Annotated in this window: 13 protein-coding genes; 9 read left to right on the forward strand and 4 right to left on the reverse strand. The window is 70.6% G+C overall.

What is annotated here, in order from left to right:
- Nucleotides 1-74 precede the first annotated feature (74 nt).
- Entirely contained in the window at nt 75-1,199 is a 1,125-nt protein-coding gene (locus ACIBG8_RS38230) for an MFS transporter (RefSeq protein WP_397348081.1), read from the forward strand.
- Here ACIBG8_RS38230 and ACIBG8_RS38235 read toward each other — a convergent pair.
- On the reverse strand, nt 1,171-1,797 hold the full coding sequence (locus ACIBG8_RS38235; protein WP_397348866.1) for a hypothetical protein: 627 nt from the start codon (nt 1,795-1,797) through the stop codon (nt 1,171-1,173). The two genes, ACIBG8_RS38230 and ACIBG8_RS38235, sit on opposite strands and share 29 nt — an antisense overlap.
- Nucleotides 1,798-1,817: 20 nt before the next feature.
- Between ACIBG8_RS38235 and ACIBG8_RS38240 the strand changes: the two genes are divergently transcribed.
- On the forward strand, nt 1,818-1,982 hold the full coding sequence (locus tag ACIBG8_RS38240) for a hypothetical protein (protein WP_397348082.1): 165 nt from the start codon (nt 1,818-1,820) through the stop codon (nt 1,980-1,982).
- On the opposite strand, the gene ACIBG8_RS38245 is transcribed toward ACIBG8_RS38240, so the two are convergent.
- Nucleotides 1,958-3,508 carry an ABC transporter substrate-binding protein gene (locus ACIBG8_RS38245; protein ID WP_397348083.1) on the reverse strand — a complete coding sequence of 517 codons (1,551 nt, stop codon included), beginning with the start codon at nt 3,506-3,508 and terminating at the stop codon, nt 1,958-1,960. The two genes, ACIBG8_RS38240 and ACIBG8_RS38245, sit on opposite strands and share 25 nt — an antisense overlap.
- Before the next feature lie 165 nt (nt 3,509-3,673).
- Between ACIBG8_RS38245 and ACIBG8_RS38250 the strand changes: the two genes are divergently transcribed.
- The 7 genes from ACIBG8_RS38250 (at nt 3,674) to ACIBG8_RS38280 (ending at nt 12,066) form a co-directional block, all read left to right on the forward strand.
- Nucleotides 3,674-5,575 (forward strand): nitrate- and nitrite sensing domain-containing protein, encoded by a 1,902-nt coding sequence (locus ACIBG8_RS38250; RefSeq protein WP_397348084.1) that lies wholly within the window; start codon nt 3,674-3,676, stop codon nt 5,573-5,575.
- A complete protein-coding gene (locus ACIBG8_RS38255; protein ID WP_397348085.1) occupies nt 5,572-5,931 on the forward strand; it encodes a DUF742 domain-containing protein in 360 nt (119 codons plus the stop codon). The genes ACIBG8_RS38250 and ACIBG8_RS38255 overlap by 4 nt, the downstream gene beginning before the upstream one ends.
- Before the next feature lie 216 nt (nt 5,932-6,147).
- Nucleotides 6,148-7,239 carry a serine hydrolase domain-containing protein gene (locus ACIBG8_RS38260; RefSeq protein WP_397348086.1) on the forward strand — a complete coding sequence of 364 codons (1,092 nt, stop codon included), beginning with the start codon at nt 6,148-6,150 and terminating at the stop codon, nt 7,237-7,239.
- Between the two features lie 87 nt (nt 7,240-7,326).
- On the forward strand, nt 7,327-8,334 hold the full coding sequence (locus tag ACIBG8_RS38265; RefSeq protein ID WP_397348087.1) for a glycosyltransferase family 4 protein: 1,008 nt from the start codon (nt 7,327-7,329) through the stop codon (nt 8,332-8,334).
- 98 nt (nt 8,335-8,432) lie between these two features.
- A complete protein-coding gene (locus ACIBG8_RS38270; RefSeq protein ID WP_397348088.1) occupies nt 8,433-9,578 on the forward strand; it encodes a glycosyltransferase in 1,146 nt (381 codons plus the stop codon).
- The gene (locus tag ACIBG8_RS38275) at nt 9,575-10,573 is read left to right on the forward strand and encodes a glycosyltransferase (protein ID WP_397348089.1); all 999 of its coding nucleotides are present in this window, start codon (nt 9,575-9,577) and stop codon (nt 10,571-10,573) included. The genes ACIBG8_RS38270 and ACIBG8_RS38275 overlap by 4 nt, the downstream gene beginning before the upstream one ends.
- Nucleotides 10,570-12,066 (forward strand): glycoside hydrolase family 130 protein, encoded by a 1,497-nt coding sequence (locus ACIBG8_RS38280; RefSeq protein WP_397348090.1) that lies wholly within the window; start codon nt 10,570-10,572, stop codon nt 12,064-12,066. Before ACIBG8_RS38275 ends, ACIBG8_RS38280 begins: the two co-directional genes overlap by 4 nt.
- On the opposite strand, the gene ACIBG8_RS38285 is transcribed toward ACIBG8_RS38280, so the two are convergent.
- Nucleotides 12,026-12,268: a hypothetical protein gene (locus tag ACIBG8_RS38285; RefSeq protein WP_397348091.1), complete on the reverse strand. Its 243-nt coding sequence runs from the start codon at nt 12,266-12,268 to the stop codon at nt 12,026-12,028. The genes ACIBG8_RS38280 and ACIBG8_RS38285 overlap by 41 nt on opposite strands.
- A gap of 14 nt (nt 12,269-12,282) precedes the next feature.
- Nucleotides 12,283-13,638, reverse strand: a complete 1,356-nt coding sequence (locus ACIBG8_RS38290; RefSeq protein ID WP_397348092.1) for an MFS transporter — start codon at nt 13,636-13,638, stop codon at nt 12,283-12,285.
- Between the last annotated feature and the right edge of the window lie 65 nt (nt 13,639-13,703).

Below are 13,703 nucleotides of genomic sequence, written 5' to 3' on the forward strand. Positions count from 1 at the left end.
GGTCATCGTAATGAAGAGGTACGTACGTATCACGCCCGATGTCCTAGGGTCCGTCCCCTGCGACCGTCTTTCTCATGATGACTCGCTCGCTCTACCTCGCGATGGCCGCCTCCGTGGGCGGGCTGCTCGGCTTCTACCTCCTCGTCTCCACCGTCCCCAGCTACGTCGCGCTGGGCGGCGCGGGCGACCTCGGCGCCGGCCTGGCGACCGGCGCGCTGATGCTGGCCACCGTCCTGATGGAGCTGGCCGTACCCAAGCTGCTCGCCACGTACGGCTACCGCGCCGCCGTCGCGCTCGGGCTCCTGCTGCTCAGCCTGCCGTCGCTCGCGCTGCCGCTGTCGTCGGGGCTGCCGCTGGTGCTGGCTGTCTGCCTGCTGCGCGGCGCGGGGCTGGGCATCCTCATGGTGACCGGCACCGCGCTGATGGCCGAGCTGGTGCCGCTGGAGCGCCGCGGCGAGGGCCTCGGCCTGTACGGCGTGGCCGTGGGAATCCCGTCGATCGTCGGCCTGCCGATCGGCCTGTGGGTGGCCGAGCACGTCGGCCACACCCCGGTCTTCCTCGCCGCGGGCGTCCTGCCGCTGCTCGCCCTCGCCGCGGTGCCAGGACTGCCCTCCACCAAGCCCGTCAGGGCCACCGGCAGGGGCTCCTGGAGCATGGCCGGGCTCGTGGCGCCCACCCTGGTCTTCACCGCCGTGACCGTCTCCGTCGGTGTGATCATGACGTTCCTGCCGCTCGCCGCCTCGCCGGGCGTCGTCTCGCTCGCCATGCTCATCCAGTCGCTGACCACGCCCGCGGCACGCTGGTGGGCGGGGCGGTTCGGCGACAGGAACGGCGCCAAGGCGCTGCTCACGCCGTCGCTGCTGGCGACCGCCGCGGGCATCGCCTGCCTGGCCGTGGGCGACCCGGTCGTGACGCTCGCCGGGATCGCGCTGTTCGGCGCCGGGTTCGGCGTCGCCATGAACGTGACGCTGACGATGATGCTGGAGCGCAACGCGGACTCGGGCAAGGTGAGCGCGGTGTGGAACCTGGCCTACGACGGCGGCATGGGGCTCGGGGCGGCCGGGTTCGGGCTGGTCATGGGCGTCACCGGCTACGCGGCGGGGTTCGTGGTCACCGCGGTCCTGGTGCTCGCCGCGATCGTGCCCGGCCGCAGGACGCCCTCGGCCGAGGTCAGCGAGACAGCGGAATGCCTATCGTGATCTCGTTGCCGAGCTTGAACCCGTCCAGCAGGTCGAGGTCGTCGCCGCTCCAGAACCTGCCCGGGTCGTACCAGTTGGGCCTCTTGCCGCCGGGCAGGAGGCCCATCTCCTCGTAGGTGACCGCGACGACCTCGGCGCAGTAGGCGCTCTCCAGCGTGCGCTGCTCGGCTCTGCGGCGCAGCTTCGGCACCCGGCCGCGGGCCCAGCGCCCGGCCAGCCGCGCGGTCGACGGGAACGGCGTGCCGTCCAGCCTGGCCACCGTACGCAGGGCGGCGTCCTCCATCTCCGTGGTGACCGTGGGCTCCAGCTGGCGCAGCCACCCGCGCTGGCCGTACCTGTCCGCCCAGGTCGTCACGGCGGCGCGCAGGTCGTGCAGCTGGACGCCGCGGTGGTGGGTGCCCGACCACAGGTCGAGCAGCGACTTGCCCAGCTCGGCGTGCCACATCATCGGCGGCATGTCGTCGATGACGATCGACATGCCCACGTGGTTGACCGGGCTGTTGGTCATCGTCTGGATCGCGCGGTCGGGCATGGACCTCCCGCGGAAGACCCAGAGATCCCCTGTCCTGGTGACGTTCACGGCCTCGTCGAGAGTCAGCACACCGCTAGCCTAGGCACATGCGCTGGTGGAAGGTACTCGGATTGGCCGGTGTCGCCGGAGTGGCGGCGACCGGTGTGGTGATCGCCCGTTCTGAGCGGCGTCGCCGCGCTTACACCCCTGACGAGATCCGCGAACGGCTGCGCAGCCGGGTGGAGGATCAGCCGGAGGGCCACAAGTCGTAGGCGAAGACCACGTCCGGATACGCCGGGTTGTCGTCGTAGCCCTGCACGCCGCCGAGGTAGGCGCGCTGGTAGGTGACCACCCACGGCACGGCGGCAGCCGCCCGCAGGTCGAGCACGCGGCTGGTGAGCTGGGCGTACGTCCTGGCCGCCGCAGCGCGGTCGGAGACGGTCAGCTCGGGGATCCGGTCGATCAGGTCGTCGACCACGGGGTCCTTGAGGTAGCTGAGGTTGAACTCGGTCGCCTTGGAGCTGCGGAAGACGTTGCCGAAGTAGGAGTAGGCGTCGGCGTAGTCGGGCCACCAGTACATCGCGAAGATGTCCTGGCCGCCCTTCTTGCCCAGCGCCCACTGGTCCTCCCACGGCATCGCCTTGACCACCAGGGTGACGTCGAGCTGGCTGAGCGTCTTGGCCAGCGTGGTGGCCATGAGCTTCTGGTCCTCGTCGCCCTCGGCGTACGTGAGGGACAGCGTCAGCGGCTTGCCGCCCGGCCCGTACCCGGCGCGCGCGAACAGCCTGGCCGCGGCCGCGAGGTCCTGGCGCGGAGGCCTGCCGGAGACGTGGCCGAACAGACCGGGCGGGACCAGCCCGCTGGGCAGGACGGCGCCGCCCTTCATCGCCTTGATCAGCCCGGAGTAGTTGACCGACTTCTGCAGCGCCCTGCGCACCCGCACGTCGGTCAGCGGGCCGCTGGCGGTGTTGAACAGCAACATCATCGTCTGGAACGACGGCATCTTGGACGTGCGCACCCCGGCCGTGCCCCTGGCCTGGTGGTAGCCGCCGGAGTTGAGCCGGTAGAGGAAGCTGGCGTCGCCGTGCAGCAGGCGGCGCCACGACGTGTCCTGCTCGACGCTGACCTGGAAGTTGACCTTCGTGTAGTGCGGGCGGTCCCAGCCGCCCCAGTAGCCGTCGAACGCCTTCAGCGTCAGCTCGTCGCGCTTGCCCTTGCGCCAGTTGTCGATCGTGTACGGGCCGGTGCCGCCGTCCGTCTTGCCGTTCTTGTCGACGCCCGCCGGGTCGTAGATGTAGGAGGCGTAGCCGGCGGAGGCGATCAGGTCGAGCGGCGCCGGATATTTCAGGGTGAAGGTGATGGTGAGCGGGTTGTCGGTGCTGATGCTGTCGACCGGGCCCCAGATGTAGGCCGGGGTGCTCTTGCTGGCGATGGTCCGCTCGATCGCGGCCTTGACCGAGGCGGCGTCCATCGTCTTGCCGGTGTGGAAGCGCACGCCCTGGCGCAGGGTGAAGGTCCAGGTCTTGCCGTCCGTCGAGGTGCGCCAGGAGGTGGCCAGGCGGGGGCTGGCCTTCCTGGTGACCGGGTTCCAGACGGTCAGCGACTCGTAGATGTTCTGCATCGCGATGATCTCGTTGGAGTACGAGGTCGCCGGATCCCAGTCGGTGATCACGCCGGTGTTCTCCACGTACACGAACGTGGAGTTCTGGGGCGGCGGCGCCTGGGTCACGGGTTTTGGAGCGGAACAACCCGCTATGACCAGGAGCGCCAGCGCGGCCGCAACGAGCCGACGGCCCACGACATCTCTCCTTCATCACCCGACAACGAGCGAAACCTACTGCAAACTCGACCCTCAAAACCCACTAAAGTCCCGAAAAATAGGGAAATCCAGAGATCATCTTGCTATCCTCACCGTGTCCCAATCCGGGGTTCCTCCAGGGACTGACCGGACGTGAGGTGACTAATGAGACGCAGCCGCACCATCAGGATGAAGATCGTCGGCCTGCTTCTCGTGCCCTTGGTGTCGATGGTGGTCCTCTGGGGCGTCATCGCGGCAGTGACCGCCGGCGAGAGCCTCAGCCTGCGCCAGTACAAGACGCTCTGGAACAACCTGCGCCACCCGGCCTACGTCCTCAGCGCGGAACTCCAGCGCGAACGACTCACCGCCGCCCACCTGCTGCGCGAGTCCGGCGCTGCCGCCCGGACGGTCGCCTTCACCCAGCGCACCAAGACCGACGAGGCCAGGGCCGACTTCCGCAGGCTGTCGGCCGCCTCCATGGACGCGTCCCCGGCCATCTCCGCCCAGGTCAACGCCGTGCTCACCCAGCTTGCCCGCCTCGACGTCATCAGGGGCGAGATCGACGCGGGCCTGTCCGACCGGCTGCACACCATCGAGGCGTACAACGCGATCTCCGACACCCTCTTCGGCCTGCACCGGCGGGTCGCGCTGATCGACGACATCCCGATCTACGAGCAGTCGCGCATCGTCGTCAACCTGGGGTACGCCAAGGAGCTGCTCAGCCGCGAGCAGGCCATCGCGGCCGGCCGTACGACTGAGGCGGAACGCCGCGTCTTCACCCAGCTCGTCGGGAACCGGCGCTTCCTCATCGACCAGGCGCTGACCGAGCTCGACCCCGGGCTGCGCGACACCCAGGTCGGCCTCATCGCCTCCCCGCCCTACCAGCGCATGCGCATCATGGAAGAGCAGATCATCGCCGGGGGCGCGCCGGAGGGCTGGCAGTCCACGACCGAGGACATGGGCAAGGCCTTCGGCGACGCCGAGATGCAGGCCGGGCGGATGCTGTCCGAACGGGCGGAACCGGTCGCCGACGCCGTCCTCGTGCGCGCCGTGGCCCTCGCCGGGGTCGGCCTCGTGCTCGTCATCGTGTCGATCTTCATCTCGCTGCGCCTGGGCGGGCGCCTCTCCAAGGAGCTGGCCGGGCTCCGCCTGGCCGCGCTGGAGGTCGCCCAGGAACGGCTGCCGCACGTCGTGCGCAAGCTCAGCAAGGGCGAGCAGGTCGCCGTGCCCGACCTCATCGTACGGAGCACCACGGCCGAGATCGACGACGTCGGCCAGGCGTTCTCCATGGTCCAGCGCACCGCCGTCGAGGCGGCCGTCGGGCAGGCGCAGCTCCGCGAGGGCGTCGGGCACGTCTTCCGCAACCTCGCCAGGCGCAGCCAGACCCTGCTGCACCGACAGCGCATCCAGCTCGAAGCCATGCAGCACCGGGCCACCGACCCGGACGCGCTCGACGACCTGTTCCGGCTCGACCACCTCACCACCCGCATGCGGCGGCACGCCGAGGGGCTCATCATCCTGTCCGGCGCGACGCCGGGGCGCGGATGGAGCAAGCCCGTGCCGCTCATCGACGTGGTTCGCGGAGCGGCCGCGGAAGTGGAAGACTATCCGCGCGTGATGGTGTCCCCCATGCCGGGACACAGTCTCAACGGGCCGATCGTCGGCGACGTGATCCACCTGATCGCCGAGCTCATCGAGAACGCCACCGTCTACTCCCCGCCCAACACCCCGGTCACCGTACGAGGAGAAACCGCAGCGCGCGGGTTCGCCGTCGAGGTCGAGGACCGCGGGCTGGGGATGGAGGAGGCGGAGCTCGACGAACTCAACGACCGCCTCGCCAGGCCGCCGGAGTTCGACCTCGCAGACAGCGACAGGCTCGGCCTGTTCGTCGTCGCCCGGCTGGCAGCCAGACATGACATCCGCGTTACCCTGCGCGGTTCACCATATGGAGGGACCACCGCCATCGTGTTGATCCCCGGAGAGCACATGGAGAGCACGGGCGACGAGGCCGTCCCCGAGCTCCGCGACCATGCCCATTTCGGCGGCGGACCGGGCGTGGTGCGATGAGCAGCGAAGAGCAGTGGCTCGACGAGGACGCTGGGCCGATCGTGCCCGCGTACCTGCTGACGCGTGGACGCACCGTGCCCGCCAGCAAGGCCATCGACCTCATCGCGGTGGTCATCACCAAGGGCGGGCTCGCGCCGCCTATGGGGTTGGGGCCCGAGCATCTGATCATCATGCAGATGTGCACGCGGCCCACGCGGCTGGTGGACGTGGCGGCGGAGCTGAACCTGCCGATCGGTGTGGTCCGCGTCCTGGTGGGCGACTTGCATGCCCAGGATCTGGTCCAGGTGGAACTCCCACCCCCGGCCCCGGACGCCCGCGTCCTCCTGGAGGTCATAACAGGCCTCAAGGCCCTCTAGTCCAGGCCCAACGTCGGTCGGCTGCCCGCCCACCGCCCACCCACCCGCCCGCCCCTGCTCCCGCAGTGGCGGGCGACCTCTGGCAGTGACCGCCCGCACGTGGAAGCTCAGGGCGCATCCATCAGGGCCATGTTGTCCTGTGCGTCAGCCAGGCGGGGGGATTCTTGGCGCTCCCGCCAACGAGTGCGCGAGGGGCCCGCGCTCACAATGCTGCCCATGGTGCGAGCACTCGTTCTGGCGTTCAGCCTTCTCGTGAGCCTTACCCCGCCCGCCACAGCAGCCCCTGAGACCGCCCTCGACGCCGCGTTCGCCAAAGCGGCGGCCAAGGTCGGCAACCCCGGCGTCCAAGCCGTCCTCCTGCGTAACGGCACACCCATCTGGTCAGCCGTCAGCGGTAACGCGGTCAAGAGCCCCGTGACCGACGAGACGTTGTTCGGCTACGCCAGCTTCTCCAAACTCGTCCTGACCACCTACGTCCTCCACCTGGTGGAAACCGGCACACTTGCCCTCGACAAGCCGATCTCCACCTACCTCGGCACCGACGTCCCCGGCTCCACCGTGGTCACCCTGCGGATGCTGCTCCAGCACACCGCCGGCTACCCCGACCTCTACGAGTCCCCCGAGACCGTCAACCTCTTCCCACCCGGCGACGACTACGACCCCGACCGCCCCTACACGTGGGCCATGCTGTCCCCCGGCATCCACCCACCCGTGGCCCCAGGCACGAAATACGAGTACTCCAACACCGGCTTCATCACCGTCGCCCGCCTGCTCAGCAGGGTCTCCGGCGGAGACGCCGCCCTCGTGCGCCGCCTCCACGCGTTCCTCCCCCAGGACATCACCGCAGAACGCTCCCCGTCCGCAGCCCGACGCCTCGCCCACGGCTACGTCGTCGACAAGGGCAGGACCATCGACTACTTCACCCACTTCGGCGCCACCGGCATCCCCACCGACGAGTACGGCATGCCCTGGGGTGACGGCCTGTTCGCCGGGAGCGCGCTCGGCGCAGCCAAGCTCCTCGACGCCCTGTTCGCCAGGAAGCAGCTACTCAAGCCCGCCACGATCGCCCAGATGACCAAGGTCACCCCCGAGTCGGTCAAGGCAGGCGACCCGTACGGCATGGGCACCCAGGCCGAGACGGTCGCCGGACGCAGCTGGCAGGGCCACTCGGGCGTCTTCGGCGGCTTCACCTCCATGGGCGGCACCGACATGACCCGCGGCGTCACCCTCATGGTCGTCACCAACCAGGAGGGAAGGGCCGCAGCCCACACCATCTGGAAGAGCCTGGCGACAGCCTTCGTCCAGTGAGGCTCCGCTACCCTCCACTCTGACGGCCCGCTCCTCCACCGAGCCAGGAAAGGCCACGCTCATCCAAAAAATCTGCGCGACACCCCGGTGAAGATCGCACTGCTCGGACCGATCGCCTGGCGGACGCCGCCCCTGCACTACGGCCCCTGGGAACTGGTCACGAGCCTGCTGGCCGAGGGCCTGGTCGCCCGCGGCATCGACGTGACGCTGTTCGCCACCCTCGACTCGGTCACCTCGGCCGCCCTGGACGGCGTGAGCCCGCACGGCTACGCCGACGACCCGTCCCTGGACGGCCGGGTGTGGGAGGCGATGCACGTCGCGCACGCGTTCAGCCATTCCGCGGAGTTCGACCTCGTCCACAGCCATCTCGACTGGTTGCCGCTGGCCTTCGCCGACCACTGCCGCGCCCCGCTGCTCACCACGGTGCACGGCTTCTCCGGAGCGGCCATCCTGCCCGCCTACGCCCGCGCCAGGTCCGCGTACGTGTCCATCTCGGACACCGACCGCGCCCCCGAGCTGGACTACGTCGCCACCGTCCACCACGGCATCGACCTCGACGCCTTCCCCTTCGAGCCGAAGCCCGGCGAGCGGCTGATCAGCTTCGGGCGCATCCATCCCGACAAGGGCACCCACGCGGCGATCGAGATCGCCAGGCGGGCGGGGATGCCGCTCACCATCTGCGGCATCGTCCAGGACCAGCGCTATTTCGACGAGCGGGTCGCGCCGGAGATCGACGGGGACCGGGTCACCTTCCTGGGATCCGTCGGGCCGGAAAGGCGTGGCGAGATCCTCGGGCAGGGCGCCGCGCTCCTGCATCCCATCGCGTTCGACGAGCCGTTCGGCCTGTCGGTGGTCGAGGCGATGGCCTGCGGCACGCCCGTGGTGGCCTACCGGCGCGGCTCGATGGCCGAGGTCGTGGACGAGGGCGTGACGGGTTTCCTGGTGGACTCGCTCGACGGGGCGGTGGCAGCCGTGGCGCGGATCGCGACGATCGACCGGGCCGGCTGCCGCGCACGAGCCCGGAGCAGGTTCGGGGTGGAGCAGATGGTCGACGGGTACCTGCGCGTTTACCGCGAAATATTGGGGCAGAAGTAGCGCCTGCTACTGTCAAGGTGACTCAGACTCCACCATCGACCGGGCCCCGCATGAGGACGGCCCCCGGCGGCACGCCCCGGATCGTCGAGCGAGTCCGTATGGCATCCACTCTGGTGCGGGCGCTACGGAAGGCACGTCCATTGGCCCGCAGCTACGGCTTCCTCAGCACGCATCCGCCCACCCAGTGCGGGCTCGCGACCTTCAACTCCGCCCTAGCCGCCCATCTCACCGGGAGCGGCGGAATCGTCCGGGTCACCGCTGACGGTGACGACGAGCGGCCGCAGCCCGGAGTCGTGCACACCTGGTCGGCCGGCGAGGCCGACGGGTGGAAGGCGGCGGCCGTCGCGCTCGAGACCTTCGACGTGGCCATCGTCCAGCACGAGTACGGCATCTATCCCGGTCAGGACGGCGAGGACGTCCTGCCGCTGCTGCAGAACCTGGCCGTGCCCAGCGTCGTGGTGTTGCACACCGTCCTGGCCAGGCCCACGCCCCGGCAGAAGGCGCTGCTGGAGGAGATCGTCGCCGCCGCCGACGCGATCGTCACCATGACGGGCACCGCGCGCGACCGGCTGCTGGTCGGCTACCGGGTCGACGCCGCCAAGGTCTCCCTCATCCCGCACGGGGCAGCCGACCACATGCGGGTTCCGGCGCGGCGCGGGCCGCGGCCGCACCTGCTCACCTGGGGGCTGATCGGGCCTGGCAAGGGCATCGAGTGGGCCCTGCGGGCGCTGGCGTTCCTCGGCGACGTGTCGCCGACGTACACGATCGCGGGGAAGACCCATCCCAAGGTGCTGGAGTCCCAGGGCGAGACGTACCGCGAGAGCCTGTACGAGCTCGCCGACCAGCTCGGGGTGGCCGGTTCCGTACGGCACGATCCGGTCTACCGCGACCAGGAGTCGTTGAGCAGGCTGGTCCGTTCCGCGGACGTCGTCGTGCTGCCCTACGACTCGGCGGAGCAGGTCACGTCAGGGGTGCTCATCGAGGCGGTGGCCGCCGGGGTGCCCGTGGTCGCCACCTCCTTCCCGCACGCGGTGGAGCTGCTCACCGGCGGTCCAGGGCTGCTGGTCCCGCATGGCGATCCCGTCGCGCTGGCCGCCGCCGTACGCCGGGTCCTCACCGAGCCTGGGCTGGCCGACACGCTGGCCGGCCGTACCCGCGCTCTTGTGTCCGACCTGCTGTGGCCCGCGGTCGCCGACCGGTACGCCGGGCTCGTCGGGTCGCTGCTCGTCAAGCAACCGGCATGAACTCCCCCGGATTCCGGCACCTGGTACGGCTGAGCGACGACACCGGCCTGTTCGAGCACGCGCGCCACGCCGTCGCCCGCCGCCACCACGGCTACTGCACCGACGACGTCGCGCGCGGGCTCGTCGTCGCCAGCCGTGAGGCCCATCCGTCGCACCGGCTGGCCCGGCTGTCGGAGTGCTACCTGGCGTTCCTCACCCATGCCCAGGATCCTTCCGGCGCGTTCAGGAACAGGCTCGGCTTCGACCGGCGATGGGGCGACTCCCCCGGCACCGGCGACTGGTGGGGCAGGGCGATGTGGGGCCTGGGGACGGCGGCGGCCGGGAACACCGCTCCATGGATCCGCGAGGAGGCCCTGGTCGCCTTCACGCTCGGGGCCCGGCAGCGCTCCGCCCATGCGCGCGCCATGGCCTTCGCGGGCCTCGGCGCCGCCGAGCTCCTCCGGGCCAGTCCCGGCAACGCGGTGGCCGCCGCGCTGCTGGCGGACGCCGCCGAGGCCGTCGGCGCGCCGGTGGAGGACCCGGACTGGCCGTGGCCGCAGCCGTACCTGAGCTACGCCAACGCCGCGCTGGCCGAGGTGCTCGTCGCGGCCGGCGAGCTGAACGGTGACCGGCAGTCGCTCAGCAACGGCCTGCACCTGCTCACCTGGCTGTGCGCCGCCCAGACCGACGGCGACCGGCTCTCCGTCGTACCCGTCGCCGGCTGGCGGAAGGACGCGCCGCGGACCCGCTTCGACCAGCAGCCGATCGAGGTGGCCGCACTCGCCGACGCCTGCGCCACCGCAGCCCTCGCGACCGGCGATCCTTCCTGGCAGACCGTCGTACGGCGGGCCGTGGCGTGGTTCGAGGGCGCCAACGACGCCGACGCCGTGATGTGGGACCACACCACGGGCGGCGGCTACGACGGACTGACCGAGCACGGCCCCAACCTCAACCAGGGAGCTGAGTCCACCATCGCGCTGATCTCCACCATGCAACACGCCCGGCGGCTAGCGTGACCGGCGGTGACCTGGCCACGCGGCTCGGCCCGACGATCGCGCCCGACCCGCGAAGGGTGATCGTCAAGCTCTTCGTCCCCGGCGAGGACGCCGCCCTCACCCGTTCTAGGGCCGCCGCGATCATCGACCGCATCGTGCTCCTCGACGAGGACACCAGGACCGAGCTGCTCCAGGCCACGCTGCGGCGGTTCAGCGGGCGGCACGACGACCTCGAGGCGACCTTCGCCCTGCACCACGACGCGGTCCGCCACCGGGTTCCGCGCGGCGCCGACCTGTCCCCCTCCGCCCGCCTCCTCGTGGGCGCCTACTTCAGCCACGAGTACGCCGTCGAGGCTGCGGCGGTGTGCAACCCGTCGATGGTCCCCCACCCTGACCAGAGCGGCCTGGGCCCGGGGCAGCTGCGGGTGGCGATCAGCCTGCGGCAGATCGGCGAGGGGCATCTGTCGTCGATCGGCTTCACCAGCGCCGTCCTCGGGCCGGGGACCGGCCTGGTCCTGACCGACCGCGGCGGCGCCCTGTCCGTCGGCCGTCATCATCCGACCCACCACAGGCGCGACCTGCTCGCCGCCGGGCTCTCCGACGAAGCCTGGGACAACGAGGTGTCCGCCGCCATGCTGGAGTCGCTGCCGGAGCGCTTCGACGACGACTCCTTCGAGCAGGCTGTCGCCCGGCTCCCCGCCGATCTGCTCACCCGCGCCACCGCGCAGCGGACCCTGGAGGAGTTGCGCCGGGCGACGCGCTCCGACTACGGGGTGACCTTCCCCGGCGACCTCCCCCTCGACCGGCGTGTGCTCTGGCCGGCGACCGCCGCCGAGAGCAACGGCATGGAGGACGCCCGGTTCGTGCAGATCGTCGACGCGTACGGCAAGCCGTCCTACCAGGCCACCTACACCGCCTACGACGGGCGGCACATCCGCTCGCACCTGATCGCCAGCGACGACCTGCGGCACTTCGAGATCACCCCGCTGCGCGGCCCGGCGTCGGCCAACAAGGGCATGGCGCTGTTCCCCCGGCCGGTCGGTGGGCGCAGCCTGGCGCTGTGCCGGTCCGACGGCGAGACCATCGGCCTGACCACCCTGGACGGGAACAACACCTGGCAACCGCCGGTGCCGCTGCACGACCCCAGGCGCGGCTGGGAACTGATACAGGTGGGCAACTGCGGATCACCCATCGAGACGAGCCACGGGTGGGTCGTCCTGACCCACGGAGTCGGCCCCATGCGCGACTACGCCATCGGGGCCCTGCTGCTCGACCTCGACGAGCCGCACCGCGTCGTCGCCGAACTCCCCGTCCCGCTCCTCACCGCCGACTCCGAGGAACGCGAGGGCTACGTCCCCAACGTCGTGTACTCCTGCGGTGGCCTGCTGCACGCCGGCGCGGTGTGGCTGCCCTACGGGGCGAGCGACACGCGTGTCGGGTTCGCCCGCGTGCCGCTCGACACCCTGATCGGGGCTATGCGTCGAGGAGATACGCCCCGGCGTCGTGCAGGGTGATCCCGAAGCTGTCAGGGGCGCCCTTGGAGGTCGACTTGAAGCGGGTCTCCAGCGTCGGCCCGCCGCCGACCAGGTGCCCGCGCAGGGTCCCCTCGCGGTCGTAAACCGCCCACCGCCCGGCGCCCACCTGCGGCATCGAGTCTGGGTTGTCCTTGAGCCACTGCGCGTTCGTGGCGTGGTCCGCTCGATCGGGGGTGCTCATGTCGCGTCCCGCTCTCAGATAGTGGCTGAAGCCATCCTATCGGTTAGGCGGCGCCGGTTGAGGAGGCCGAAGGCGGCGGCGAACAGGGCGCCGGTCAGCGAGGCCAGCGCGGATGCGGCGAAGACCCAGGTGAAGCCGCCCTCTCCGGGTACGGCGGCGACGATGGCGGCGATCGCGGTCCCCGCCGTGCTGCCGCCGACGATGCGGACCAGCGCGTTGACCCCGGCGGCCGAGGCGGTCCTGTCGGGGGCCACGTTCTCGACGGCCATGGTGCCCAGCGCGGAGTAGGCGAAGCCCAGCCCGATGCCGAGCAGGGACGAGCCGATGTAGATGTCGGACGGCGTCCGGTGCTCCAGGGCGAGCCACAAGGCCGCCACAGCCACCACCACCGAGCCTCCAGCCACCACGGCAGAGGCGGAGTAGCGGCGTACGGCGCGGCCGACGAACAGGGAGATCACCAGCATGAACACCGTCGACGGCAGGAGGAACACGCCCACCTCCAGCGTGGACGAGCCAAGGGACAGCTGGGTGTAGGTCGAGATCCCGGTCAGCCCGGCGAAGAACGCGAAGCCCATCAGGGCCGAGGCCACCGTGGCTCCCACGGTCCCCCGGTCGACCAGCATCGCCAGGTCCACCAGCGGCTCCGCCGTACGGCGTTCGACGAACACCCACACCACGGCCAGCACCACCGCCAGCGCGAAGGATCCCAGGGTCGCCGAGGAGGTCCAGCCCCAGGTGCGGCCCTGGCTGACGGCAAGCAGCAGCAGGACCAGCCACCCGGCCATCAGCCCCGCCCCCAGCAGGTCGGGGCGGCCATGGGCCGGGACGGCGGCGTCATGGACCGAGACCAGGACGAAGGCTCCGGCGACCACGGCGATCGCCGCCGTCACCCAGAAGACCGCGTGCCAGTCGCCGACCACCCCCGCGAGGATCATCCCGAACCCGCTGCCGAACCCCATCGTGGCGCTCAGCACCCCGATGCCCGTCGCCAGCTGCTTGCGCGGCAACACGTCACGGACCAGCCCGATCGCCAGCGGGAACAACGCCGCCACGACCCCCTGCAACACCCGACCGACCATCAGCCAGGTGTACGACGGCGCCCAGGCCGCGATCACCGACCCGGCGATCAAAGCGGCGAGCGCACCGATGATCATGCGGCGCCTGCCGTACATGTCGCCGAACCGGGACAACAGCGGCGTCGCGACCGCGCTGACCAGCAGGCTCACGGTGAGCGTCCAGGTCGCGGCGGTCAGGGACACGCCCAGGTCCTTCTGCAGGACGGGCAGCAACGGGACCACGGCCGTGTTCTGCAACGCCGCGATCGAGGCGGCCAGCGAGAGGGCGACCACACCCGGCCAGGGATTCGCCATCACGACTCCTTTAGGTAACTTAGGTAAGTAACAGGGTGCGATAATACATACCTAAGTTAGGTAAG

The organism is Nonomuraea sp. NPDC050556, assembly GCF_044457355.1.
Lineage (GTDB): Bacteria > Actinomycetota > Actinomycetes > Streptosporangiales > Streptosporangiaceae > Nonomuraea.

Excerpts from the sequence above, each read along its gene's own strand:
- ACIBG8_RS38250 (WP_397348084.1), top strand. The coding sequence starts at position 3,674 with ATGAGACGCAGCCGCACCATCAGGATGAAGATCGTCGGCCTGCTTCTC.
- ACIBG8_RS38230 (WP_397348081.1), top strand. The coding sequence starts at position 75 with ATGATGACTCGCTCGCTCTACCTCGCGATGGCCGCCTCCGTGGGCGGG.
- ACIBG8_RS38270 (WP_397348088.1), top strand. The coding sequence starts at position 8,433 with ATGGCATCCACTCTGGTGCGGGCGCTACGGAAGGCACGTCCATTGGCC.
- ACIBG8_RS38260 (WP_397348086.1), top strand. The coding sequence starts at position 6,148 with ATGGTGCGAGCACTCGTTCTGGCGTTCAGCCTTCTCGTGAGCCTTACC.
- ACIBG8_RS38275 (WP_397348089.1), top strand. The coding sequence starts at position 9,575 with ATGAACTCCCCCGGATTCCGGCACCTGGTACGGCTGAGCGACGACACC.
- ACIBG8_RS38255 (WP_397348085.1), top strand. The coding sequence starts at position 5,572 with ATGAGCAGCGAAGAGCAGTGGCTCGACGAGGACGCTGGGCCGATCGTG.
- ACIBG8_RS38240 (WP_397348082.1), top strand. The coding sequence starts at position 1,818 with ATGCGCTGGTGGAAGGTACTCGGATTGGCCGGTGTCGCCGGAGTGGCG.
- ACIBG8_RS38290 (WP_397348092.1), bottom strand. The coding sequence starts at position 13,638 with ATGGCGAATCCCTGGCCGGGTGTGGTCGCCCTCTCGCTGGCCGCCTCG.
- ACIBG8_RS38285 (WP_397348091.1), bottom strand. The coding sequence starts at position 12,268 with ATGAGCACCCCCGATCGAGCGGACCACGCCACGAACGCGCAGTGGCTC.